Consider the following 23,710-nt stretch of genomic DNA (forward strand, 5'->3'; position numbering starts at 1 on the left):
GCGGTCGAGAAAGGCTCTAACGGTAAAAGCCTGTTACGAGCAATGCAGAATTGCGGGGGCTGGCCATAAATGCCATGCGCCAAAGCGGGAGGTCCGCCGACTCTGTCACGCCCAGATGGCGACCGGTATGCCAAAACCGTCAGCGCGTGGCGGGTCCGGAAACGGCATGGCCTGGCCGCCGGCGATGCGGCCGGCGATCAGCATCATGACGGCCGCATCGAGGAAATCGTCGGCGGCCGCGCCACGCGGGGGCGGCTGATCGAGGAAGTCCATGTCATAGCCGTGCCGGTACAGCAGCGCCTTGCGCTCCGCCATGCCGGCCGGATTGACGCTGCCCTTGATCTTCTTCGGCAACTGCATCGCCTGATCGCCATTGAGGCGGCAGAAGGCGACCTCCGGATGCGATTCGAAGATGCGGCCACGCAAATCGGGCCGCGCGATCAGCAAGGTGTCGATCTCGCGGATTTTCGAAAAAATGCCGAAGGCCTGGATGGAAACGCTGCGCGGCGGGTCGGATGTGGTTTTGGCCACGTCGCTCGCCCGGCGATGCGCAGCGTACCAGGCTTCGACGGTGGTGAAGTCGCTGGTGTCGGCATAGAGCGCGGCCCGGGACGGGATCGAAAAGACGCTGGACTGGCGTGTGCCGAGCAGTGGCCTGACCAGCGCCTCCGGCCCGCGCCCGCCTTTGCTGGAAAATTCGGGCAGGCCGATTGGCATGTCGACGGCGACAATCGCATTGTCGGGAATTGCCGAAAGCAGCGCTGCGAAGCTGACGAAGACCTCGACCGAAGGCATCGAGCCTGGAGCGCGTCGCACGGCGATCCAGCCGGCCTTGCAGCCGTCGGCGCCGACCAGGACGACTTCCGTCGAGGTCACGCCCGGCGGTCCCGCCCCGGATGCGTGAGGTGGCGCAGCTGCACCATGGCCATCGGGTGCGACAGGCTCTGCGCGTCGGTTTCGAGCTGCAGCTCGTCGCCGCCGCGTTTTGCGGTGCGCGCCAGGATTTCGTAGACCGCCGCCGTGGTCGACTGCAGCGCCTTGATCGGCGGCTGGCCGGAGAGGATGCGGGCAAGGTAGACGGCCGCCGTCAGATCGCCCAGGCCATTCGGCGGCTTGTCGATCAGGCGGTGTTCGGCGAGCAGCGCCTGGGTGCCGTCGAGCAGCAGGTTGCCGGTGCCGCCAATCATCATCGACTGTGCCGAGGTGACCAGCATGGTCGACGGTCCGGCGTGGAGTGCGGCCGAGATCACTGATTTCAAATCGGGCAGCGGCGCGCCAGCCATCCATTCCAGCTCGAAACGGTTGGGGGTGGCGATGTCGGCGATCGGCATCAGCCGGTCGCGCATGGCGACGGCGGTTGTTTCAGGCACGTAGAGGCCGCCGGAATCGCCCATCACCGGATCGCAGATGTAGACGGCATCAGGCGTCCTGGCCTTGACGGCGGCGACCAGCGAGGCGACGGCCTCGGCCTGGCCGGCTTCGCCGAGATAGCCCGACAGCACGGCGCCGACCTCGCCCAGCCATGGCGCGCGCTCGAGATCGGCCATCAGCGCCTTGAACTGGTCGAGCGGCGGCACGATGCGTGTCGCTCGCCCATGGCCGGGATGCCAGGGCAGCGTGACCGTGGGCACGGCCCATACCGGAAAGCCCAGCGTTTCCAGCGCAAACACGGCGGCACGGTTGCCGACCGAACCGCGCACGACATGGCTGGAAATGACGATGACCGCACGCGGCGCGTCGGTTTGCTCGGCGCTCATTGTTCTTTGATTCCTAACTGCCCCGGATGACGTAAAGCACAAGCCAGACCATCAGGCCCAGCGTCAGAAGCAGGCCGAGTGTTCGGCCAATGCGGGTGCCCCAGACTTCGATCGGATCGTCGCGGTCGGCATCGGCCGCGGAGACGTGGTCGCGCACGCCTTTCGTGGTCCGCGCCACAAACGAGGTGCCGGACGGATCCGTCTCGCGCGCAACGCGCTCGAGGATGCGGCGCGATTCGCTCTCGCTGTCGTGGCGTTCCGCCATGATGATGTCCCGTTTCGACCGGACCTTATCGCGTTCGCGCGGCCAATCACAGGGCCTTGCGACAGGGCAATGGATGCCGGGCCTGCTCAAGAGGTAGAGGCCGTTTTCTTGCGCGCTGATTGTGGTAATGCTTCGCATGCAACTTCTACCGAGGAACCCCATCATGCTTGCCCAGCGCCTTGCCAGACCATCGACATTCCGCACGCTGCCCGCCTTCCTGATGATGGCAATCGTGCTGCCGCTGCTTGCCGGCTGCGGCTACAACACGATCCCGACGGCGGAGGAAAACGCCAAGGCGGCCTGGAGCGAGGTGCTGAACCAGTACCAGCGCCGCGCCGATCTCATTCCCAATCTGGTCGAGACGGTCAAAGGCTATGCCTCGCATGAAAAGGACACGCTCGACGCGGTGGTCGAGGCACGCGCCAAGGCGACCCAGATCACGGTGACGCCGGAAACGCTGAAGGATCCCGAAGCCCTCAAGAAGTTCCAGGATGCCCAGGCCGGGCTGACCAGCGCGCTGTCGCGGCTGATCGCGGTGTCGGAGGCTTACCCCGACCTCAAGGCCAACCAGAACTTCCTGGCGCTGCAGGCGCAGCTCGAGGGCACCGAGAACCGCATCGCGGTGGCACGGCGCGACTACATCCAGGCGGTCAGGGACTATAATCTGACGCTGAAGACCTTCCCGTCGGTGCTGTGGGCGACCTTCTGGTTCCGCAGCAACGAGCCCTACGCCAATTTCACCGTCGACGAAGACAAGATGCAGCCGCCGAAGGTCGATTTCGGCACGAAGCAGGGCGGGTGATCGCCGGAGCCAAGCGTCGTGATGTTGCAGGCCGATGAGGGGCGGCACCGCATTCGCGTTCTCGCGTTTGCGCTCCTCATCCTTTTCCTCCCTCTAACCGCCTTCGCCGCCGATCTCCCGGCGCTCACGGGCCGTGTCGTCGACAATGCCGGTATCATTGATGCCGCGACCGAGGCGGCGCTGACGCAAAAGCTTGCCGACTTCGAGGCAAAGGGTTCCGACCAGATCGTCGTCGCCACGATTCCCAGCCTAGACGGCGAGGAGATCGAACCCTATGCCACCCGGCTGTTCCGCTTATGGAAACTCGGCCAAGCCAAGGAGAACAACGGCGTGCTGTTGCTGGTGGCGCTGAACGATCGCAAGATGCGCATCGAGGTCGGCTCTGGTCTGGAAGGCACGCTCACCAATCTGCAGAGCAAGCGGATCATCGAAAACGACATGGTGCCGGCTTTCCGCGCCGGCGATTTCTCCGGCGGCATTTCCAAAGCCGTTGACGACATTGTCATGGTGCTGGGAGGCAGCGGGTGACGACATGACCGCCTCCATCATCAGCCCCTCCCGGCACAGCCGTTTCGTGACCCTGACAGGCGCTGCCTTGTTGGCCATGGCGGTCTTGCTCGTCGGCTTCACAGCCTTCGCCGCGGACCTGCCGGCGCTCACGGGCCGCGTCGTCGACAATGCCGGCATCATCGATGCCGGCACCAAAGCGGCGCTGACGCAAAAACTCGCCGACTTCGAGACCAAGGGCTCGGACCAGATCGTCGTCGCCACCATCCCCAGCCTCGACGGCGAGGAGATCGAGCCCTACGCCAACCGGCTGTTCCGCTTCTGGAAACTCGGCCAGGCCAAGGAGAACAACGGCGTTTTGCTGCTGGTCGCGCCGAACGACCGCAAGATGCGCATCGAGGTCGGCTACGGGCTGGAAGGTACGCTGACCGACCTGCACACCAAGCTGATCATCGAAAACGATATGGTGCCGGCCTTCCGCGCCGGCGACTTCTCCGGCGGTATCTCGAAGGCCGTCGACGACATGGTCATGGTGCTGGAAGGCAATCCTGAGGAATTGGTGGCGCGCGGCGAGCGCAACCAGAAAGCACCGTTCAATACCGACAATCTGTTCTTTGCGGTGTTCATCGGTATCTGGGCGATCATCTTTTTCGGTAGCATGGCAGCCTCCATCCTGCCGCCGATCTTCGGCCAGAAGCTCGGGCCTGGACGCTATCGCTGGCTCGGCATGACCTTCGAGCCTGGCCGGCGCTCCTCAAGTGGCGGCTGGTCTTCTGGCAGTTCCGGCGGTGGCTGGTCTTCGGGCGGCGGTGGCGGTGGGTTTTCCGGCGGCGGCGGTTCGTCCGGCGGTGGCGGCTCCTCGGGAAGCTGGTGACGGCATGACGGCACGCAGCAACAGCCTGTCGAGGCCCGGCCATTTCACCCCGGCGATCCATGCTCTCCTGGCCGCGCTGGCGCTGCTTTCGTCCTGCTTCGCTGTTTTCGCCGCCGAGTTGCCGGCACTGACCGGCCGCGTCGTCGACAATGCCGGCATCATCGATGCCGCGACCAAGGCGGCGCTGACGCAAAAACTCGCGGATTTCGAGACGAAGGGCTCCGACCAGATCGTCGTGGCCACCATCCCCAGCCTCGATGGCGAGGAGATCGAACCCTACGCCAACCGGCTGTTCCGTTTCTGGAAACTCGGCCAGGCCAAGGAGAACAACGGCGTTTTGCTGCTGGTCGCGCCGAACGACCGCAAGATGCGCATCGAGGTCGGCTACGGGCTGGAAGGCACGCTGACCGACCTGCACACCAAGCTGATCATCGAAAACGACATGGTGCCGGCGTTCCGCGCCGGCGATTTCTCCGGCGGCATCTCGAAGGCCGTCGACGACATGGTCATGGTGCTGCAAGGCAATCCCGAAGAGCTGGAAGCGCGCGGCAAGCGCAATCCCGCCGACAGCAGCACCCCCATCGACCCGATCGTCGCGGTGTTCCTGATCCTGTGGGGCACGATGTTCTTCGGCGGCATCGCGATGGCGTTCCTGCCGCCGATGTTCGGCACCAAGCTTTCGCCGGGCGTGTATAGATGGCTGGGCATGACGTTTCGTTACGGTCGGGGGCCCAGCGGTTCGTCTGGCAGCAGCGGCTGGACAACGGGTTCGTCGGGCGGCGGCTGGTCGTCGGGAAGCTCCAGTAGTGGCTGGTCGTCCGGGTCAAGCAGCAGCGGCGGTGGGTTTTCGGGCGGCGGCGGCTCGTCCGGTGGTGGCGGTTCTTCAGGAAGCTGGTGAGACAATGGCAACACGACCGATCAGCCCGCAGGATCATGAGCGCATCGCCGATGCGATCCGCACCGCTGAAACCAGGACCGATGGCGAGATCTACTGCGTCGTCGCGCATGCCAGCGATGGCTATTTCGCCCCCGCCGCCTTGATGGCGACGCTTGGCATGCTGGTCGTCAGTCTCGCCGTTGCCTACGGGCTGGAGGCTTGGTGGCTCACCATCCGCCTGCCGCATTTCGTCATCGCCCAATTGCTGGCGCTGGCTTGCGTGCTGGCCCTGTTGTGGGCGTTGCCCGGCCTGCGCATCCATATGGTGCCGCGGCGCCTGCGCTATCAGGCGGCGCACGCCAATGCGATCAAGCAGTTCCTTGCCCGCAACGTCCACCGCACCACGGCGCGCACCGGCGTGCTGGTGTTCGTCTCGATCACTGAGCGCTACGCCGAGGTGGTCGCCGATTCGGGCATCGACGCCAAGGTCGGCCAGCATGTCTGGGACGGTGTGGTGCGCGATCTCACGGCGCACGCCGGCGACGACCGGCTTGCCGACGGCTTCGTCAAGGCGATCGAGCAGGTGGGGGCGGTGCTGGCCGAGCATTTCCCGGTTACCTCGGGCGATGCCAACGAGTTGGACGACCATCTGGTCGAAATCTGAAAAGCCTGCCTGCAAACGCTGCTCAGCCGGGCGCCTGACGCGGCTTTCTGCGCTTCCGATGCTCACGGACCCAAAAGTCCGCTGCGCTTCGGTTCTCGAAAGCCACGCCATCGGCCTCGGCTGAGCGCGTTTTCAGGCAGGCTTTCGCACGATGTCAGCAGTGTCATGATCGGCTGTGAGAAAGCGGTCGGCGAGCCGCCCGGACTCTTGCAATCGGGCGATGCGGGTTTATGGTTAACAAATCATGAATACGCTGACGATCGACATCCGAAAAGCCGACCCGCGCGACGCTGGCGCCATCGCCGAGGTGCACCTGGAAGCCTGGCGCGGCGCCTATTCCGGCATCATTCCGCACCGCACGCTGACATCGATGATCAACCGTCGCGGCGCCGATTGGTGGGCGAATGCGATTCGCCGCGCCGCCACCGTTCTGGTCGTCGAAATCGGCGGCACCATCGCCGGCTATGCGACGATCGGCAAGAACCGTGCCCGGGAGCTCAAGCAGCAAGGCGAGATCTACGAATTGTACCTGCGCCCGGAGTATCAAGGCATCGGTCTCGGCCGTCGCCTGTTTTCGGCAGCCAGGGCGCGCCTCGCCGACCATGGCCTGAAGGGCATGGTGGTCTGGGCACTGGAAGACAATCAGAATGCGCTGGCCTTCTATGAGGGTGCCGGCGGCCGCGATGTCGCCGAGGGTGTCGAGATCTTCGAGCAGAAAGCGCTGAAGAAGGTCGCCTTCGTCTGGGAATGACAGCTTGGGGATGATCGCGGAAGCCAAAGCCGATACGCCGTGCGTATCCCAGTGAAATCACGACGCTGAAACATCTTGTGCCGATGATTGAACGCGTCGGATGGCATCGCGTCTCGCCTGACGTCTTCGAATACGATTCGCCGCATTGCGCCATTCTGCGCCGCCCGCTATCTCCTCCCCAACCGAGAGAGGGACAAAACCATGCGCATCGAAGCCATAGCCATCGGAAAGAATCCGCCTGAGGACATCAACGTCATCATCGAAGTGCCGATCGGCGGCGAGCCGATCAAGTACGAGATGGACAAGGAGGCCGGCACGCTGTTTGTCGACCGCTTCCTGCACACCTCGATGCGTTATCCCGGCAATTACGGCTTCGTGCCGCACACGCTGTCAGGTGACGGCGATCCGATCGACGTGCTGGTCTGCAACACGCGCGCGCTGGTGCCGGGCTGCGTCATCAATGTCAGGCCGATCGGCGTGCTGGTGATGGAAGACAATGCCGGCCAGGACGAAAAGGTCATCGCGGTTCCGTCGCCGAAGCTGACGCTGCGCTACGAAAACGTCACCGAATACACGCATCTGCCTGAAATCACGCGCCAGCAGGTGCAGCACTTCTTCGAGCACTACAAGGATCTCGAGCCCGGCAAATGGGTCAAGATCGAAGGCTGGCACGATTCCAAATATGCCAAGAAGATGATCGTCGACGCGATCGCACGGGCGAAGGCGAGCAAGTAGCGCTCAATTATCGACCCGGCCGAAAGGCGGCACATTGCCGATGACGGTGTGCCGGTCCTTGCCGCAGGCGAAGGTTCGCGCCTTCTCGTCGGCAAGTTTTCGCGCCTGGTCGTTGGCTTGCGGGTTGCCGGTGGCCAGGACAAGGCCGACCGTGCAGCTTTCTCGCGCATCCATCTGGCCGACCTTGGCGACAAGCAGCACGTCGGTCGATTTGTTCGCGTCCTCGCCATTGCTGATTGAGCGGCGGTGGATGACCGCGAAGGGCACGGCCTTGTCGCCTGTGGTTTCAATGCGCCATTCGACCTTGGTTCCGGACGAATTGAAGCCTGAAAAACTCTCCCACGCCGACGTCATGTCGCCACCGGGCGGAAACCCGTAGAACAGCGATTCACGGGCGTCGTCATAGGCGATCAGCACCGGATAACCGCGATAGCCCGAGCAGGCTAGCTCGGCCCAGTCACCGTCGCCTTCCTCGGCCTGCGCGTAGGTCACGCAATCCTTCTTCGAGTCGAGATCGGTGTAGGCGCTGGATATGTCGCCGGCGTGCGCCACCTGGCAGAGACCGGCGAGGGCAAGCGGGATCAGAATGGCACGCATGACGGACACCTCCGGTTCGGGCCGGAGCAGCGTACCGCCAATTGCTATTTCTTCAAACTCGCTTCGATCAGCAGATCGGCGTTGCGGGCCACCGACTGCGCCGGTCCGCCGAGGCCGAACAACTGGCCGCTGATATAGGCGCCTTCGATGAGGAGCAGCAGCCCGTCACCCAGCGTGTCTGCGTCTTCCGCCCCCATCGCGGCGGCCATGGCGCGCAGCCGGCGGCGCAATTCCTGCTTGTTGGCCTCGCTGACGACGCGGGCCGGATGGCTGTGTTCGGGATACTCGACCGCTGCATTGGTCATGCCGCAGCCGCGATAGTCGGCCACTTGCGTGCGCTTGCCGATGCGGGTCAGGAAAGCCTTGATCTGCGTGCGCGGGTCGCCGGGATGGGCTTCCACCGCCTCGTCGAAACGCTCCCAGTATTCAAGATCGTATTGCCGGAGATAGGAAGCGGCCAATTCGTCCTTGGAGGGAAAGCTTCGATAGAGGCTGGGTTTGGTGACGCCGGCGCGCTTGACGATCTCGTCGACGCCGATCGCCCTGATGCCGCGCCGGTAGAACAGGTCATAGGCGACATCGAGGATCTTCTTGGCGGCCTTGGGTGGCGCCGATGCATGACCTTCGCTGATGGTTAGTTCAATATTTTTGTCCGTTGGCATCATGTGACTCGATTGACGTGTACCGATCGGTACGTGTACACGTTCCCATCTTGCAACGTACCGGTCAGTAACATGATAGCTCAGTCCCGTCCCTTTGGCCAGCGCTACGCGTTCGTCGTGGTCGGCGTCATCTTCCTTTGCCTGCTGGTCGCGGCCGGGCTGCGCTCCGCACCCTCGGTCATGATGCTGCCGCTCGAAAACAGCTTCGGCTGGCGGCGCGACATCGTCTCGCTGGCCGCCGGCGTCGGCATCCTGCTCTATGGTCTGACCGGTCCATTCGCCGCCGCGCTGATGGAAAGGATCGGGCTGCGCCGCACGCTGCTTGCCTCGCTGGTGATCATGTCGGGCTCGACGGCGCTCAGCCTGCTGATGACCAAGCCCTGGCATCTCTTCATCACCTGGGGTGTGTTTTCCGGCATCGGCTCCGGCGCGGTCGCCAGCGTGCTTGGCGCCACCATCGTCAATCGCTGGTTCAAGACCAATCGCGGTCTCGTCATGGGGCTGATGTCGGCCTCCAGTGCGTCGGGCATGCTGGTGTTCCTGCCTCTGATCGCTGCTTTGGCGCAATCGGGCGGCTGGCAGCCGGTTGTCATTGCGGTCGCGATCGCCACTGCAGCCATGATACCGCTGGTCTGGCTGCTGGTGCCGGAGCGGCCGGCCTCGATTGGTATGGTGCGTTATGGCGCCGAGGCCGATGACGTGCCGCCGACATCGCCGGCATCGCAAGGCAATTTCCTCGCCCACACGCTCAACACGCTGCGCCGCGCCGCCGGCACAAGGGTGTTCTGGTATCTGTTCGCCACCTTCTTCGTTTGCGGCTTCACCACCAATGGGCTGGTCGGCACGCATCTGATCGCCTTCTGCGGCGATATGGGCATCGGCGAGGTGCAGGCCGCCGGCCTGTTGTCGATGATGGGCATTTTCGACCTGATCGGCACGACATTGTCGGGCTGGCTCACCGACCGTTTCGATCCGCGCAAGCTGCTCGGCGTTTATTACGCCATCCGCGGCCTGTCGCTGATCTACCTGCCCTATTCCGGCTTCTCGGCGACCAGCCTGATCATCTTCGCCGTGCTCTACGGCCTCGACTGGATCGCCACCGTGCCGCCGACACTGCGGCTCGCCAATGAAGCATTCGGCGACCGCAGCGGCCCGATCGTGTTCGGCTGGATCGTTGCCGGCCATCAGGTGGGTGCGGCCACGGCTGCTGCCTTCGGCGGCACCATGCGCGAGCTGCAGGGCAATTACGAACTGGCCTTCCTGATTGCAGGCATGACGGCGATCGCCGCGGCCTGTATCTCGCTGCTGATCAACACCAGCCGGCCGGCCTTCGATCCGGAACCGCAGGCGGCTTGAGGCGCATCAATATTCAGGTGAGGCCGGCCTGCAAACGGCGGCTTCCCTGCGCTTCCGGTGCTCACGTACGAAAAGTACGCTCCGCTCCGGTTCTCGGAAGTCACCGTTTTCGACTCGGCCTGACCTGAATCTCAACGCGCCTCAGCGTGTAAGCACAGGCGCGAGGCGTCTCAATCCGGGTAGCAGACCATCGGAATGTTCGGCCACACGGCGCTGTCGCAGTTGGCGCTGGCTTGTCTCTGCTTGAAGGCGGTACTGACCGGTCCCGTAACCATCGGGTCAACGCCATCAGGCGCATCGGCATAGGCCTGTTCGGCGGTCTGGGTGTCGGCCTGCCCAACAGCGCGCGCGCCCTTCTGCGTCGCGGCAGCCGACTGCGCAGCGTTGGCCGCCAGCAGTAAGGCAAAGGCCACGGATGCGATGAGTGGCCAAAATCGGTTGAGTTTGTCGGTCATGATGGTCGAACTGCCCGGGCCCTCAAAGGTTCCCGCCTTGGTTAACAAAATCATCTCACACGCAGATGCTTAAGATTTGATGAGTATTTGGTGTCGCGCGTCCTCTTTCGCAACTGCGAAAAACCCTGTATGAGCCGCGCAACCGAAAGAGGCAGCGCCTTTTGGCCTGCTGCCTGCAACGCTTCCGAGACCAGAACATGAAAATTCGTAATATCGCGATCATCGCGCACGTCGACCATGGAAAAACCACCCTCGTCGACCAATTGCTGCGGCAATCCGGCTCCTTCCGCGACAATCAGCGCGTCGCCGAACGCGCCATGGATTCCAACGACCTCGAAAAGGAACGCGGCATCACCATCCTGGCCAAGGCGACCTCGGTCGACTGGAAGGACACGCGCATCAACATCGTCGACACGCCCGGCCACGCCGATTTCGGCGGCGAAGTCGAGCGCATCCTGTCGATGGTGGATTCGGCCATCGTGCTGGTCGACGCCGCCGAAGGGCCGATGCCGCAGACCAAGTTCGTCGTCGGCAAGGCGCTCAAGGTCGGCCTGAAGCCGATCGTCGTCATCAACAAGATCGACCGTCCGGACGCCCGCCATGTCGAGGTGGTCAACGAAGTGTTCGACCTGTTCGCAGCGCTCGACGCCACCGATGACCAGCTCGATTTCCCGATTCTCTACGGCTCGGGCCGCGATGGCTGGGTCTCCGAGAACCCGGAGGGCCCGAAGGATCAGGGCCTGGCGCCGCTGTTCGACCTCGTCATCAAGCATGTGCCGGAGCCGACCGTTCATCCCGGCCCGTTCCGCATGATCGGCACCATCCTGGAAGCCAACCCGTTCCTTGGCCGCATCATCACCGGCCGCATCGAGAGCGGCACGCTGAAGTCGAATCAGGCGGTCAAGGTGCTGCACCATGACGGCACCCAGATCGAAACCGGCCGCATTTCCAAGATACTTGCCTTCCGTGGCCTCGAGCGCCAGCCGATCGAGGAAGCCCAGGCGGGCGACATCGTCGCCATTGCCGGCCTGTCCAAGGGCACAGTCGCCGATACGTTCTGCGACATGGCGGTGACCGAGGCGCTGCATGCGCAGCCGATCGATCCGCCGACCGTGACCATGTCCTTCCTCGTCAACGATTCACCGCTCGCCGGCACCGAAGGCGACAAGGTGACCAGCCGCGTCATCCGCGACCGCCTGTTGCGCGAAGCCGAAGGCAATGTCGCGCTGAAGATCGAGGAATCGCCCGACAAGGATTCGTTCTTCGTCTCCGGCCGCGGCGAATTGCAGCTGGCCGTGCTGATCGAGACGATGCGCCGCGAAGGTTTTGAAATCGCCGTGTCGCGTCCGCGCGTCGTCATGCAGAAGGGCGAGAACGGCGAATTGCTGGAGCCGGTTGAGGAAGTCGTCATCGACGTCGACGAGGAGCATGCCGGCATCGTCGTGCAGAAGATGTCGGAGCGTAAGGCCGAGATGGTGGAACTGCGCCCCTCCGGCGGCAACCGCCAGCGCATCGTCTTCCACGCGCCGACACGCGGCCTGATCGGCTACCAGTCGGAACTGTTGACCGACACTCGCGGCACCGCCGTGATGAACCGGTTGTTCCACGCCTATGAACCGTACAAGGGCGAATTGCCGGGCCGCACCAATGGCGTGCTGATTTCCAACGAACAGGGCGAGGCTGTGGCCTACGCCATGTGGAACCTGGAAGACCGCGGCCCGATGGTCATCGATCCGGGCGTCAAGGTCTATCAGGGCATGATCATCGGCATCCACTCCCGCGACAACGACCTTGAGGTCAATGTCCTCAAGGGGAAAAAACTGACCAACATCCGTGCCGCCGGCAAGGACGAGGCGGTCAAGCTCACCCCGCCGATCCGCATGACGCTGGAACGCGCGCTGGCCTGGATCCAGGACGACGAGCTGGTCGAGGTGACGCCCAAGACCATCCGTCTGCGCAAGCTCTATCTCGACCCGAACGAGCGCAAGCGTTTCGAGAAGTCGGCCAAGGTGGTCGGCGCGGCGTAAATTTTCTGACTTCTGATTGTGTATGAGAGGGGCGGAGCATTTGATGCTTCGCCCCTCTCTCGTTCACCCGCCGGCCGCGCATATGATGGCTTGGTGATCCGGCTCGCCAGCCAGATCGATGCGGATCGTTGTTCTGGTGCGGGCCGGCTTGCGCAAGGCTTTGGCTCCTTCCGGATCGACGGCCAGCAGGTGCCGCTCCTCCAGCGCCTGAAGCCGCGACCGCGAAATGCCGAGTTCATTGGCAAGCAAGCGGTCGAGCCGGAGTGATGTCGGCATTTCCAGTCCAAGCTGGAGTTCCAGAACCGCCGCGCTTTCCCTGGCGCCGAGCAACCGCTTATGCACGGAGACATCGGCAAACTCCTCGACCCGCCCCACCTGGTTGCGCAAGGCGACGATGTCGAAGGCGTGGCGCCGCGCCAGTCCCGGATCATTGCTTTCGAGCGCCTGCAGCAGCGCCGGCTCGATGTCGCGGCGGTTGCAGCGTTCGAAAATGCCGAGATTCCAGGAATTGTCACAGTCGACGCAGCGATAGATGAGCCAGACGTCGATGCGCTTGCCGTTGGCGTTGACGCGGAATTTTCCGCTGCAGCGATAGGCCTTCACGCCGCCGCAGCGATTGCAGTTGATCAGGGGTTGAGGTGCGATTGCAGGCGTGATCGCCCAGTGGATACGCAGAATAGAAGACATGCCGGTAAGCCCTTCCCGTCGGGAAGTTCATCAGGTCGGCACTATCGAGATGCCCGTGCAGGCGCGGCGTGGCGGTAGGCTGCGGAGATTGTGACGTCAGGTGTCGCTGGCGGAAAGCGCGCGACAGCGGTTCAGCAGTGCCAAACCGGTCTCGAACCGCCGCCCAGAAGAACACATGAACATGAAACAGGCACCACGAATGCGGCGCCATGCAAGTGTGTCGGGGGAGTTGACGAGACCGGCGGTTACTGGGGCAAAGTGAAGCTCGAAATTGTTTCGCGGCGGGTCTTCTAGCCGCGAGATGCAGTGTCTGCAAGGGGACTTCGCAAGCCCTGGGTTCCTCACCCCACGGGAGTGGGGGAGAGGTGGCTCGGCGAAGCCGAGACGGAGAGGGGGAAGGCTCGGTGTTCACAAGAATTCGGAGCAGACTCACCAGCGCCGCAGCCCCCTCTCCGACCGCTTCGCGGCCACCTCTCCCCCGCTTTGCGGGGGCGAGGCACCCAAGCCTTGGTGTGTCAGCGCCAATGGTCCGTATCTGGTTGCCTTTGCCAGAGCCGCAGCTGTCGAGTATTTGTGGTTGATCGAGCCCTGACGCAGAGACCCCCGCCATGCACCTCACCTCGCTGCTGATCTTCGCCGCCGCCTTGTTCGTCGCCGCCGGCTCGCCTGGTCCATCGATCGCCGCACTCGTCGCCCGTGTCATCTCGAAGGGCTTTCGCGACGTGTTTCCGTTCCTGCTCGCCATGTGGATCGGCGAGGGCATCTGGCTGTCGCTGGCGGTGTTCGGCCTGGCTGTGGTGGCGCAGACTTTTCACTTCGCCTTTGTTGTCGTGAAATGGGTGGGTGTCGCCTATCTCGCATACCTCGCCTGGAAGATGTGGACGGCGCCTGTCGACGCGAAGGAAGGCGAGATGCCGCGCGAAGATTCGGCGATCAAGCTGTTTTTCGCCGGCATGGCCGTGACGCTCGGCAATCCCAAGATCATGATGTTCTATCTGGCGCTGCTGCCGACCATCATCGACCTCGCCTCGGTCAGCATCGTCGGCTGGGTCGAGCTGACGGCGACCATGGCCGTGGTGCTGATCGCCATCGATCTCGCCTGGGTGCTCGCCGCCTCGCAGGCGCGCAAGCTGTTGAAGAGCAAGCGCGCCATGAAGATCGCCAACCGGATCAGCGCCACGACGATGGCGGGTGCTGCGGCGGCGATCGCGGCACGATCCTGAGGCGAAGCGTCAGCCCATCATATTGATGATCGGCGCGATCTCGACGTTGCAGTTTGGCATGGCCAGCATCGGGCAGCCTTTGGCCTTCTCCGCGGCATCGTCGATATCCCTGGCTTCGATGATCGAGTAGCCGCCGGTCGGGTTGCTGCCGCCATTGTTTTCTATCTTGCCACCGGGCAGGACGGTCTTCGACATGCCGACCGGATTGCCCGGGTCGACAACAGCCGAGCCCAGTTGTCCAAACCAGCCGGTCCAGGCGTCCGTCATCGCCTTTCGCTCGGCATCGCTCGTCGGCATCTTGCCGGAGCCGTGATAGACGTAGAGAAACTGCGCCATGTTCTCCTCCCTTGATGAGCGGCATTGAACCGGCATGCGGTCATGCCGCGCACCGATCATCGGACCAAACTGGCGGAGAAGCAACGAGAATGCGCGACTGCTAATATATGGTGCGTCGAGCGGTAGCTGCGATCCGCTACCTTGCCATGGCGTGGTATTCGTCGTTCGGCCGCATATCGATTGCCGCCGCCACCCGGTTCGACATGTTGAAGAAGGCTGCGGCCGAGGCGATGTCCCAGATGTCGCGGTCGGTAAAGCCGGCTTGACGCAGGGCGGCCCTATCAGCTTCAACAATCCTGGCGGGCTCCTCGGTCAGCTTGACGGCGAATTCGAGCATTGCGGTCTGTTTCGGTGACAGATCGGCGGCGCGGAGATTCATAACCATCATCTCGCCGAGGGCCGGATCGCCGGACAGTTGGCGCACCGCCGCGCCATGCGCGGTCAGGCAGTAGTAGCAATGGTTGATCGAGGAAACAGTGACCGCGATCATCTCGCGTTCCAGCTTCGACAGGCCTGATTCACCCAGCATCAAATCATTGTACATGTCGGTGAAGGCGCGCAGCTTCTTGTCGTCGAAGGCGTAGGCCTTGAGCACGTTGGGAACCAGGCCAAGCTTCTCCTCGCATTTGGCGAAATAGGCCTTTGTTGCGTCACTCAGCTCTCCTGAGGCCAGATTGAGCGCGGTGATTTTGCCGGTCATGGGTCGTTTCTCCTCTTTGGGCGGTGGCTTGTCGTCGAATTCCGATAATTCTTGGCAAGCCGTCAAACCTTTGTCGCCAAACAGCGGTCATCTGCTACGATAGTCGTAAAAGCATTCGACGGGAGGGAATAGCGTCATGGCCAGCGTGAAATCCGCAGCTAAGCCGAAGAAAAAAGCCACAGCAGCATCAAAAGCGGAGGAAAGGCCAGCCAGGCTTGCTGACTACCTGCTCGCCCGTGCGCCGGCGGAAGACATCGCCACCTATGAAGCGGCCGACCTCGAACGCGCCGCCGAACTCGCCGGCCGGGCGGTCGCCGCCCACAAGAAGGGCGCGTGCGTCGTTGCCGTCGAGACCGATTCGGGCGTTGTCCGCGAGGGCCGGCCGGTCACGGTCATCACCGTCGTCAACGACAACATGCCGTTCCTGTTCGATTCCATCCTCGGCGAGATCACCGAGACATCAGGCGAACCGACCCTGGTCACCCACCCGGTCATCACCGTTCGCCATGGCAAACGCGGTGTCGAGGAAATCCTCGGCGACGGCAATTTCGCCAAGGACGACAGCAATCACGACCGGCTGAGCGTCATCCACGTCCATATTCCGCGGCTGACGGCGGAGGCGGCGAACGGCTTGACCGAGCGGTTGCGCAAGATGCTCGGCCAGGTGCACGCCGCCGTCCACGACTGGAAGCCGATGCTGGCCCGGCTCGACCAGGCGATCTCGGAGTTCCGCTATTCGGCGGTGCCGCTCGACAAGAACAGCGTTGCCGAGGCGATCGCCTTCCTGGAATGGCTGCGCGACGACAATTTCACTTTCCTCGGCATGCGCGAGTTCAAATACTCCGGCGGCGAGGAAAGCGGTAATCTGGAGCGCGCCGACAAGCCCGGCCTTGGCATCCTCAGCGACCCCGACGTGCTGGTGCTGCGGCGCGGTACCGAAGCGGTGACGACAACGCCCGAAATCCGCGCCTTCCTGCATGGGCCGGAGCCGCTGATCGTCACCAAGGCCAACGCCAAGTCTTCCGTGCACCGCCGCATCTATCTCGATTACATCGGCGTCAAGACCTACACCCCTAAGGGTGCGCTTGCGGGCGAATTGCGCATGGTCGGCCTGTTCACCTCGACCGCCTACACGCGTTCGGTGATGAAGATCCCGTATCTGCGGTCAAAGGCCGAAACCATCATCGCCAAATCCGGCTTCGACCGGCACGATCATTCCGGCAAGGCGCTGATCAACGTGCTGGAGAGCTATCCGCGCGACGAACTTTTTCAGGTGCCGGTGCCGATCCTGCGCAAGCACGCCGCGGCCATTCTCGGCCTGGTCGAACGTCCGCGGGTGCGGGCTCTGGTGCGCGCCGACCAGTTCGACCGTTTCGTCTCGATCCTCGTCTTCGTGCCGCGCGACCGTTACGACAGCGTCGTGCGCGAGAAGATCGGCGCCTATCTGAAAACCGTGTTCGAGGGCCGGCTGTCGGCCTATTACCCGGCCTTCCCTGAAGGCGGGCTGGCGCGCGTGCATTTTATCATCGGCCGCTCCGGCGGCAAGACGCCGAAGGTCGAGCAGATGACGATCGAGGCGGCGATCCGCGACATCGTGCGGACCTGGGAAGATGCCCTTGCCGACGCGGCGGACGCCGGTGGCGGCGATCAGGCGCTAAAGGCGATTGCCGCAAGGCTGCCGGAAAGCTACCGCGACTCGTTCAGCGCCGCGGTGGCGCTGACTGACGCCGGGCGCATCGCCAAAATCAGCGCGGCCAATCCGATCGCCATCGACTATTATCGCCATGCCGAGCAGAAGCCGCATCAGGCGGCGCTGAAGATCTATCATCATGGCTCACCGGTGGCGCTGTCGCGGCGTGTGCCGGTGCTGGAAAACATCGGCTTCCGCGTCATCAGCGAGCGCACCTTCGAGGTCGGCGACGAGCAGTCCGGCTTGGTCTTCATCCACGACATGGAACTGGAGAACAGTTACGGCAAACCGATCGACCTTAGCGATGGCGGCGCACTGTTCGAGGACGCGTTCCTGTCGGTCTGGCGCGGCGACGTCGACAATGACGGCTATAACGGCCTTGCCCAGACGGCTGGCCTGTGGTCGGGCGAGATCACCATCCTGCGCGCCTATGGCCGCTATCTGCAGCAGGTCGGCATTCCGCAAAGCCAGGATTTCATCGCCGCGGCGCTCAACCGCTATCCTGACATCGCGCGCGGCCTGCATGCGCTGTTCATCGCAAGGCTTGGGCCGACGGCCGAGGGCGAAGGCGTGGTGGCGGCAAAGCATCTCAAGGCCAAGATAAGGGATGCGCTGGAGGATGTGCCCAATATCGATGACGACACCATCATCCGCCGCTACCTCAATCTGATCGAGGCCTCGCTGCGTACCAATCATTTCGTTGCCGATACGAAAGCGAAAGGCCAGTCGCTGGCGATCAAGCTCGAATCGCAGGCGGTCGAAGGGCTGCCGGCGCCGCGACCGTGGCGCGAGATTTTCGTCTACGGTTCTGAAGTCGAGGGCCTGCATCTGCGCTTCGGCCCGGTGGCGCGCGGCGGCCTGCGCTGGTCGGACCGGGCCCAGGACTACCGCACCGAGGTGCTTGGCCTGGTCAAGGCGCAGCAGGTCAAGAACGCCGTCATCGTTCCGGTCGGCGCCAAGGGCGGCTTCTTCCCCAAGCGCCTGCCGGCGGGCGGCAGCCGCGACGCGATCTTCGAGGCCGGCACCTCGGCCTACAAGAACTTCGTCTCCAGCCTGTTGTCGATCACCGACAATATCGGCCTGGACGGCGTTATCCCGCCGGCCGGCGTGGTGCGCCGGGACCAGGACGATCCCTATTTCGTCGTCGCCGCCGACAAGGGTACGGCGACCTTCTCCGATACCGCCAACGCCATCTCCGAGAAGCATGGCTTCTGGCTCGACGACGCCTTCGCCAGCGGCGGCTCGGCCGGCTACGACCACAAGAAGATGGGCATCACCGCCAAGGGCGCCTGGGAAGCGGTCAAACGGCATTTCCGCGAGATCAACCGCGACATCCAGACCTCGCCCTTCACCGTCGTCGGTGTCGGCGACATGTCGGGCGACGTGTTCGGCAACGGCATGCTGTTGTCGCCGCAGACCAGGCTGATCGCCGCCTTCGACCATCGCGACATCTTCATCGATCCCGATCCGGATCTGGCGGCCTCGATGGCCGAGCGCGAGCGCATGTTCGCTCTCGCCCGTTCGAGCTGGCAGGACTATGACAAGTCGAAGCTGTCGGAAGGCGGCGTCATCGTCTCGCGCAGCCAGAAGTCGATCACCTTGCCTGCCGCGGCAGCGGCGGCAATCGGCCTTGCCAAGACCACCGCGACGCCGGCCGAGATCATGACCGCCATCCTCAAGGCGCCGGTCGACCTGTTGTGGTTCGGCGGCATCGGCACGTATCTGCGGGCATCGACCGAAACCAACGCCGAGGTCGGCGACCGCGCCAATGATGCCATCCGCATCACAGCGCTCGACGTGCGCGCCAAGGTGATTGGCGAGGGCGCCAATCTCGGCGTCACGCAGCGGGCGCGTATCGAATTCGGGCTGGCCGGCGGCCGCAACAATTCCGACGCCATCGACAATTCGGGCGGCGTCAATTGCTCCGACGTCGAGGTCAACATCAAGATCGCGCTGGCGTCGGCGATGCGCAAGGGGTCGCTGACGCGTCCGGCCCGCAACAAGCTGCTGGCCGAGATGACCGACGAGGTCGGCGGGCTGGTGCTGTCCAACAATTACGAACAGACGCTGGCGCTTTCGATCGCCCGCAAGCGCGGCCTTGCCGACATCGCGCATCAGAGCCGTTTCATGACGGCGCTGGAAGCGCGCGGCCTGCTCGACCGTGTGGTCGAGACGCTGCCGTCACCGTCCGCACTCGCTGAGCGCGAGGCGCGTGGCGAGCCGCTGACCCGGGCCGAACTCGGCGTGCTGCTCGCCTATGCCAAGATCGTGCTGTTTTCCGACATCGTCGCCAGCGACGTGCCGGACGATGCGCATTTCGACCGCGACCTGATGGGCTATTTCCCGGACCGGATGGCGAAGAAATACGCCGCCGAAATCCACGGCCACAGGCTGCGCCGCGAGATCATTGCCCGCGTCATCGCCAATGATCTGGTCAATCGCGGCGGCCCGTCCTTCGTCAACCGGCTGCAGGAAGCCACGGGGCGCACCGCCGCCGACGTGGTGCGCACCTTCGCCGTGGTGCGTGACGGCTTTGCGCTGCCGGCGCTCTACCGCGAGATCGACGCGCTCGACAACCAGATCGACGGCCAGGTGCAGCTCGATCTCTACCAGATGGTGAGCCGGCTGATCTACGTGACCAGCGGCTGGTATCTGAAGAACGACGCCGGCACGGCCCCACTCGGCCAGCGCATCGCCGAACTGCAGGACGCCCGCAAGGCGCTCGAGCCGAAGCTCGCTTCGCTGCTGCCGGCCTTCTCGCGCGAGCGGATCGAGGAGAAGCGGCACGGGCTGTTCAAGGCCGGCGCGCCCGAAAAACTCGCCGAGCAGCTGGCGCTGAGCGAGGTGGCGGAATTGATCCCCGACATCGCGCTGACCGCGCGGATGGCAAATGCCGAGATCGTCGCCGCGGCCAAGGCGTTCTTCGCCGTCAGCGATGCCTTCCGCATCCCGCGTGTCGAGGACGCGGCACGCTCGATAACGCCATCGGATTATTATGACCAGCTGGCACTGTCGCGGGCGACCGACACGATCGGCGCGGCGCGGCGCGGCATCGCGGTGGCGGCACTCACCGGCCATGCCAAGACGGCGGACCCGGTGGCAGCCTGGCTGGAAGCCGGCGGTGAGAGGGTGGCACGCATCCGCGAGCGGCTGCAGGCGCTGACCGAAGGCGGCGACATCACCGTGTCGCGGCTGTCGGTGGCGTCCGGGCTGATGAGCGATCTGACGGGGATGTGAGGCTCGAACGCTTGGGTTCCTCGCCCCCGCCAGAGCGGGGGAGAGGTGGCCGCGAAGCGGTCGGAGAGGGGGCTTCGTAGGGTGAAGACCTTTCTTCAGGATAGGACGGCGCATTCCCCCTCTCCGTCTCGGCTTCGCCGAGCCACCTCTCCCCCACTCCCGTGGGGGCGAGGAACCCAAGAGCAATGAACGGCGGCGCGATGCTTGTCATTTGCATGCGTATCGGAAACATGCAGACATGGCGCCCGATGCGGGGGCGGGCGGGGGAATCATCATGGCGGTAGAAACAGTGCAGCGTGCGTCCGGGCGCGGCATCTGGGGATGGATGTTCTTCGACTGGGCGGCGCAGCCGTTCTTTACGGTCGTCACCACCTTCATCTTCGGTCCCTATTTCGTTTCGCGCATGGCGAGCGATCCCAACACCGGCCAGGCCGTCTGGGGTTATGGTATTGCCGCGGCCGGGTTGGTCATCGCGATACTGTCGCCGATCCTCGGCTCGATCGCCGACCAGACCGGGCCGCGCAAGCCGTGGATCGCCTTCTTTGCCGCGATCAAGATCTGCAGTCTCATCCTGCTGTGGTTCGCCGCCCCGGGCTCGAACCTGTTCCTGGTCGTGGCGCTGTTCTCGCTGGCCTCGGTGGCGGCGGAATTCTCCACCGTGTTCAACGATTCCATGATGCCGCGGCTGGTGCCGAAGAGCGAGATCGGCCGCATCTCCAACACGGCTTGGGGCCTCGGCTATCTCGGTGGCATGATCGCGCTGATCTTCGTCGTCACCTGTCTCGCGGGCTCACCGGAGACCGGCAAGACGATCATCGGCATCGACCCGCTGTTCGGGCTCGACCCGAAGCTCGGCGAGGATGCGCGCGCCACCGGGCCGCTGTCTGCCGGCTGGTACTTCCTGTTCATCCTGCCGATGTTCTTCTTCACCCCGGACGCCATCAAGGGCATTCCGATCGGGCCGGCGGTGCGCGAGGGCCTGTCGGAATTGAAATCGACACTGGCGGAGGTGCGCAAACGCGGCGGCATCTTCCGCTTCCTGGTTGCCCGCATGATCTACCAGGACGGCGTCAACGCGCTGCTGGCGCTCGGCGGCACCTTCGCGGCCGGCATGTTCCACTGGTCGATCACCGAGATCGGCATGTTCGGCATCATCCTCAACGTCGTTGCCATCTTCGGCTGCTGGATCGCGGCCCGGCTCGACACCGCGCTTGGCTCCAAGGCAGTGGTGATGATTTCGCTTGTCTTGCTGTCGATCGCCACCGTCGGCGTCGTTTCGACCGGCCCGGGCTTCACGCTGCTCGGCCTGATCCAGCTCTCGACCACCGACTCGGGCGGCCTGTTCGGCACGGCGGCCGAGAAGGCCTACATCATGTATGGGCTGCTGATCGGGCTCGCTTTCGGCCCCGTGCAGGCGTCGTCGCGCTCCTACATGGCGCGCAGCGTCACGGCGGCGGAATCGGGCCGCTATTTCGGCATCTACGCACTGGCCGGACGCGCGACCAGCTTCCTGGCGCCGTTCATGGTGGCGACCATCACCGCGCTCAGCGATTCGGCGCGGCTCGGCATGGCGGTGATTATCCTGTTCTTGGCGATCGGCATGGCGATTTTGGTTCGCACTCCGTATCCGGCGGACCAGCCGGTGGAGTAGCGCTTCTTCCCTTCCCCCCTTGTGGGGGAAGGTGTCGCCGAAGGCGACGGATGAGGGGTGTTCCAGGGAACACCAACGCCTCACTCCGCTGGAACACCCCTCAACCGTCTCGGCGCTGCGCGCCGATCCACCTTCTCCCACAGGGGGAGAAGGAAGGAGCCTAATGCCTGAAGTGCCTAACCCCCGTAAACACCATGGCGATGCCATGTTCATCGGCAGCGGCGATGACGTCCTTGTCGTTCATCGAGCCGCCGGGCTGGATCACGGCGGTGGCGCCGGCTGCGACTGCGGCAAGCAGGCCATCGGCGAAGGGGAAGAAGGCGTCGGAGGCGACCACCGAGCCCTTGGTCAGCGGCTCAGCCATGCCGGCCGCTTCTGCGGCATCGAGCGCCTTGCGGGCGGCGATGCGGGAGGAATCGACCCGGCTCATCTGGCCGGCGCCGATGCCGACGGTGGCGCCGTCCTTGACATAGACGATGGCATTCGACTTGACGTGCTTGGCGACGCGGAAGGCGAATTTGAGATCGGCCATTTCGGCCGGTGTCGGCGCCCGCTTGGTCACCACCTTCAGCTCGAGATCGTCGACCACGGCATTGTCGCGGCCCTGGACGAGCATGCCGCCGGCGACGGATTTGACCGTCGTGCCGGGCGAGCGCGGATCCGGCAGGCCACCGGTGACCAGCAGACGCAGGTTCTTCTTCGCCGCAACGATTGCCGCCGCCTCGTCGGTCGCGTCGGGCGCGATGATGACCTCGGTGAAGGTTTTCACGATCTCCTGCGCTGCTTCCGCGTCGAGGGTGCGATTCACAGCGACGATGCCGCCGAAGGCTGACACCGGGTCGCAGGCCAGCGCCTTGGCGTAGGCAGCCTTGAGCGAGGTGCCCTCGGCGACGCCGCACGGGTTGGCGTGCTTGATGATGGCGACAGCGGCGGAGCGGGCAGGATCGAACTCGCCGGCCAGTTCGAAGGCGGCGTCGGTGTCGTTGATGTTGTTGTAGGACAGCTGCTTGCCCTGCAGCTGGCGCGCGGTGGCGACGCCCGGCCGCTTGTCGCCATTGACGTAGAAGCCGGCGCTCTGGTGCGGGTTCTCGCCGTAGCGCATCACCTCGGTCAGCCTGCCGCCGAAGGCGCGCCAGGTCGGATGCTCGATCTCAAGCGCCTCGGCGAACCAGCCGGAAATCGCCGCGTCGTAGCTGGCGGTGCGGGCAAAGGCCTTGGCCGCCAGCTTCTTGCGGAAATCCAGCGACAGCGAGCCGATGTTCATTTCCAGCGCGTTCAGCACCGAGGCATAGTCGCTTGGGTCGGTGACGATGGCGACATAGGCGTGGTTCTTGGCCGAGGCGCGGATCATCGCCGGGCCGCCAATGTCGATGTTCTCGACGATCGCGGCATAGTCGGCGCCGGAGCGACGGACTTCCTCGAACGGATAGAGATTGGAGACGAGGAGATCGATCGGCTCGATATGGTGTTTGCGCATCGCCGCGGCGTGTTCGGGGTCGTCTCGCACGCCGAGCAGCGCGCCGTGCACGGACGGATGCAGCGTCTTGACGCGGCCATCCATGATCTCGGGAAAGCCGGTGAGCTCGGAGACGTCGCGTACCGCCAGCCCTGCCTCGGCGATCGCCTTGGCGGTGCCGCCGGTCGAGACCAGTTCGACACCGGCCGCGGCCAATGCCCTGGCGAAGTCGATGAGGCCGGTCTTGTCGAAAACGGAGAGCAAGGCACGGCGGACGGGAACGAGATCCGGGGCGGGAATGTTCTTGGCGGCGACGGCCATGGGCTGGCGGCCTTTCACGGCTGGAGGGGCAAGCCCGCGCCGTAGCACATGACATCGGGAAATCAAACCGGCCGCAGTGT

General features: G+C 64.2%; 21 protein-coding genes and 1 pseudogene. 12 read left to right on the forward strand and 10 right to left on the reverse strand.

The window, feature by feature from the left end; genetic code table 11:
* Positions 1-105: 105 nt before the first annotated feature.
* From AC1DX4_RS18025 to AC1DX4_RS18035, 3 genes are read right to left on the reverse strand one after another with little or no spacing between them, the layout of a single operon-like run.
* Positions 106-876 carry a DUF429 domain-containing protein gene (locus AC1DX4_RS18025; protein ID WP_477221581.1) on the reverse strand — a complete coding sequence of 257 codons (771 nt, stop codon included), beginning with the start codon at positions 874-876 and terminating at the stop codon, positions 106-108.
* Positions 873-1,757: a pyridoxal kinase PdxY gene (gene pdxY / locus AC1DX4_RS18030; RefSeq protein ID WP_477221582.1), complete on the reverse strand. Its 885-nt coding sequence runs from the start codon at positions 1,755-1,757 to the stop codon at positions 873-875. Before pdxY ends, AC1DX4_RS18025 begins: the two co-directional genes overlap by 4 nt.
* A gap of 13 nt (positions 1,758-1,770) precedes the next feature.
* On the reverse strand, positions 1,771-2,022 hold the full coding sequence (locus AC1DX4_RS18035; protein ID WP_475456011.1) for a hypothetical protein: 252 nt from the start codon (positions 2,020-2,022) through the stop codon (positions 1,771-1,773).
* Positions 2,023-2,185: 163 nt separating this feature from the next.
* Here AC1DX4_RS18035 and AC1DX4_RS18040 point away from each other — a divergent pair, with 163 nt between their 5' ends.
* The 7 genes and pseudogenes from AC1DX4_RS18040 (at position 2,186) to ppa (ending at position 7,232) form a co-directional block, all read left to right on the forward strand.
* Positions 2,186-2,824, forward strand: coding sequence for a LemA family protein (locus AC1DX4_RS18040; RefSeq protein ID WP_172222459.1), 639 nt, complete (start codon positions 2,186-2,188; stop codon positions 2,822-2,824).
* Between the two features lie 21 nt (positions 2,825-2,845).
* Positions 2,846-3,346 (forward strand): annotated as a pseudogene (locus tag AC1DX4_RS18045) (TPM domain-containing protein); the annotation flags it as partial.
* 10 nt (positions 3,347-3,356) lie between these two features.
* Positions 3,357-4,205, forward strand: a complete 849-nt coding sequence (locus tag AC1DX4_RS18050) for a TPM domain-containing protein (protein ID WP_477221583.1) — start codon at positions 3,357-3,359, stop codon at positions 4,203-4,205.
* A 4-nt stretch (positions 4,206-4,209) separates the two neighbouring features.
* On the forward strand, positions 4,210-5,103 hold the full coding sequence (locus AC1DX4_RS18055; RefSeq protein WP_477221584.1) for a TPM domain-containing protein: 894 nt from the start codon (positions 4,210-4,212) through the stop codon (positions 5,101-5,103).
* 4 nt (positions 5,104-5,107) lie between these two features.
* A complete protein-coding gene (locus tag AC1DX4_RS18060) occupies positions 5,108-5,746 on the forward strand; it encodes a TPM domain-containing protein (RefSeq protein ID WP_477221585.1) in 639 nt (212 codons plus the stop codon).
* A gap of 244 nt (positions 5,747-5,990) precedes the next feature.
* Entirely contained in the window at positions 5,991-6,497 is a 507-nt protein-coding gene (locus AC1DX4_RS18065) for an N-acetyltransferase family protein (protein ID WP_477221586.1), read from the forward strand.
* A gap of 201 nt (positions 6,498-6,698) precedes the next feature.
* Entirely contained in the window at positions 6,699-7,232 is a 534-nt protein-coding gene (gene ppa / locus AC1DX4_RS18070) for an inorganic diphosphatase (RefSeq protein WP_172222467.1), read from the forward strand.
* A 3-nt stretch (positions 7,233-7,235) separates the two neighbouring features.
* On the opposite strand, the gene AC1DX4_RS18075 is transcribed toward ppa, so the two are convergent.
* The gene (locus AC1DX4_RS18075; RefSeq protein ID WP_477221587.1) at positions 7,236-7,829 is read right to left on the reverse strand and encodes a hypothetical protein; all 594 of its coding nucleotides are present in this window, start codon (positions 7,827-7,829) and stop codon (positions 7,236-7,238) included.
* Positions 7,830-7,873: 44 nt separating this feature from the next.
* Positions 7,874-8,491, reverse strand: coding sequence for a TetR/AcrR family transcriptional regulator (locus AC1DX4_RS18080; RefSeq protein ID WP_477221588.1), 618 nt, complete (start codon positions 8,489-8,491; stop codon positions 7,874-7,876).
* Positions 8,492-8,563: 72 nt separating this feature from the next.
* On the opposite strand from AC1DX4_RS18080, the gene AC1DX4_RS18085 reads away from it, so the two are divergent.
* Positions 8,564-9,847, forward strand: coding sequence for an MFS transporter (locus AC1DX4_RS18085; protein ID WP_477221589.1), 1,284 nt, complete (start codon positions 8,564-8,566; stop codon positions 9,845-9,847).
* 170 nt (positions 9,848-10,017) lie between these two features.
* Here AC1DX4_RS18085 and AC1DX4_RS18090 read toward each other — a convergent pair whose 3' ends face one another.
* Positions 10,018-10,302 (reverse strand): hypothetical protein, encoded by a 285-nt coding sequence (locus tag AC1DX4_RS18090; RefSeq protein ID WP_477221590.1) that lies wholly within the window; start codon positions 10,300-10,302, stop codon positions 10,018-10,020.
* A 197-nt stretch (positions 10,303-10,499) separates the two neighbouring features.
* Here AC1DX4_RS18090 and typA point away from each other — a divergent pair, with 197 nt between their 5' ends.
* Complete coding sequence (gene typA / locus AC1DX4_RS18095) at positions 10,500-12,329, forward strand: translational GTPase TypA (protein ID WP_172222479.1); 1,830 nt, start codon at positions 10,500-10,502, stop codon at positions 12,327-12,329.
* A 63-nt stretch (positions 12,330-12,392) separates the two neighbouring features.
* Here typA and AC1DX4_RS18100 read toward each other — a convergent pair whose 3' ends face one another.
* Positions 12,393-13,016, reverse strand: coding sequence for a DUF1062 domain-containing protein (locus AC1DX4_RS18100; protein ID WP_477221591.1), 624 nt, complete (start codon positions 13,014-13,016; stop codon positions 12,393-12,395).
* Positions 13,017-13,624: 608 nt separating this feature from the next.
* Here AC1DX4_RS18100 and AC1DX4_RS18105 point away from each other — a divergent pair.
* Positions 13,625-14,239 carry a LysE family translocator gene (locus tag AC1DX4_RS18105; protein WP_027060444.1) on the forward strand — a complete coding sequence of 205 codons (615 nt, stop codon included), beginning with the start codon at positions 13,625-13,627 and terminating at the stop codon, positions 14,237-14,239.
* Between the two features lie 9 nt (positions 14,240-14,248).
* Here AC1DX4_RS18105 and AC1DX4_RS18110 read toward each other — a convergent pair whose 3' ends face one another.
* Complete coding sequence (locus AC1DX4_RS18110; protein WP_477221592.1) at positions 14,249-14,575, reverse strand: YciI family protein; 327 nt, start codon at positions 14,573-14,575, stop codon at positions 14,249-14,251.
* Between the two features lie 136 nt (positions 14,576-14,711).
* Positions 14,712-15,275, reverse strand: coding sequence for a peroxidase-related enzyme (locus AC1DX4_RS18115; protein WP_477221593.1), 564 nt, complete (start codon positions 15,273-15,275; stop codon positions 14,712-14,714).
* A gap of 136 nt (positions 15,276-15,411) precedes the next feature.
* Here AC1DX4_RS18115 and AC1DX4_RS18120 point away from each other — a divergent pair, with 136 nt between their 5' ends.
* Together AC1DX4_RS18120 and AC1DX4_RS18125 are read left to right on the forward strand one after the other, a co-directional pair.
* On the forward strand, positions 15,412-20,202 hold the full coding sequence (locus tag AC1DX4_RS18120) for an NAD-glutamate dehydrogenase (RefSeq protein ID WP_477221594.1): 4,791 nt from the start codon (positions 15,412-15,414) through the stop codon (positions 20,200-20,202).
* Between the two features lie 274 nt (positions 20,203-20,476).
* Positions 20,477-21,853 (forward strand): MFS transporter, encoded by a 1,377-nt coding sequence (locus AC1DX4_RS18125; RefSeq protein WP_477221595.1) that lies wholly within the window; start codon positions 20,477-20,479, stop codon positions 21,851-21,853.
* 160 nt (positions 21,854-22,013) lie between these two features.
* Here AC1DX4_RS18125 and purH read toward each other — a convergent pair whose 3' ends face one another.
* On the reverse strand, positions 22,014-23,630 hold the full coding sequence (purH, locus tag AC1DX4_RS18130) for a bifunctional phosphoribosylaminoimidazolecarboxamide formyltransferase/IMP cyclohydrolase (protein ID WP_477221596.1): 1,617 nt from the start codon (positions 23,628-23,630) through the stop codon (positions 22,014-22,016).
* Positions 23,631-23,710: the final 80 nt, after the last annotated feature.

It is taken from the genome of Mesorhizobium sp. P3_A8, from assembly GCF_056402995.1.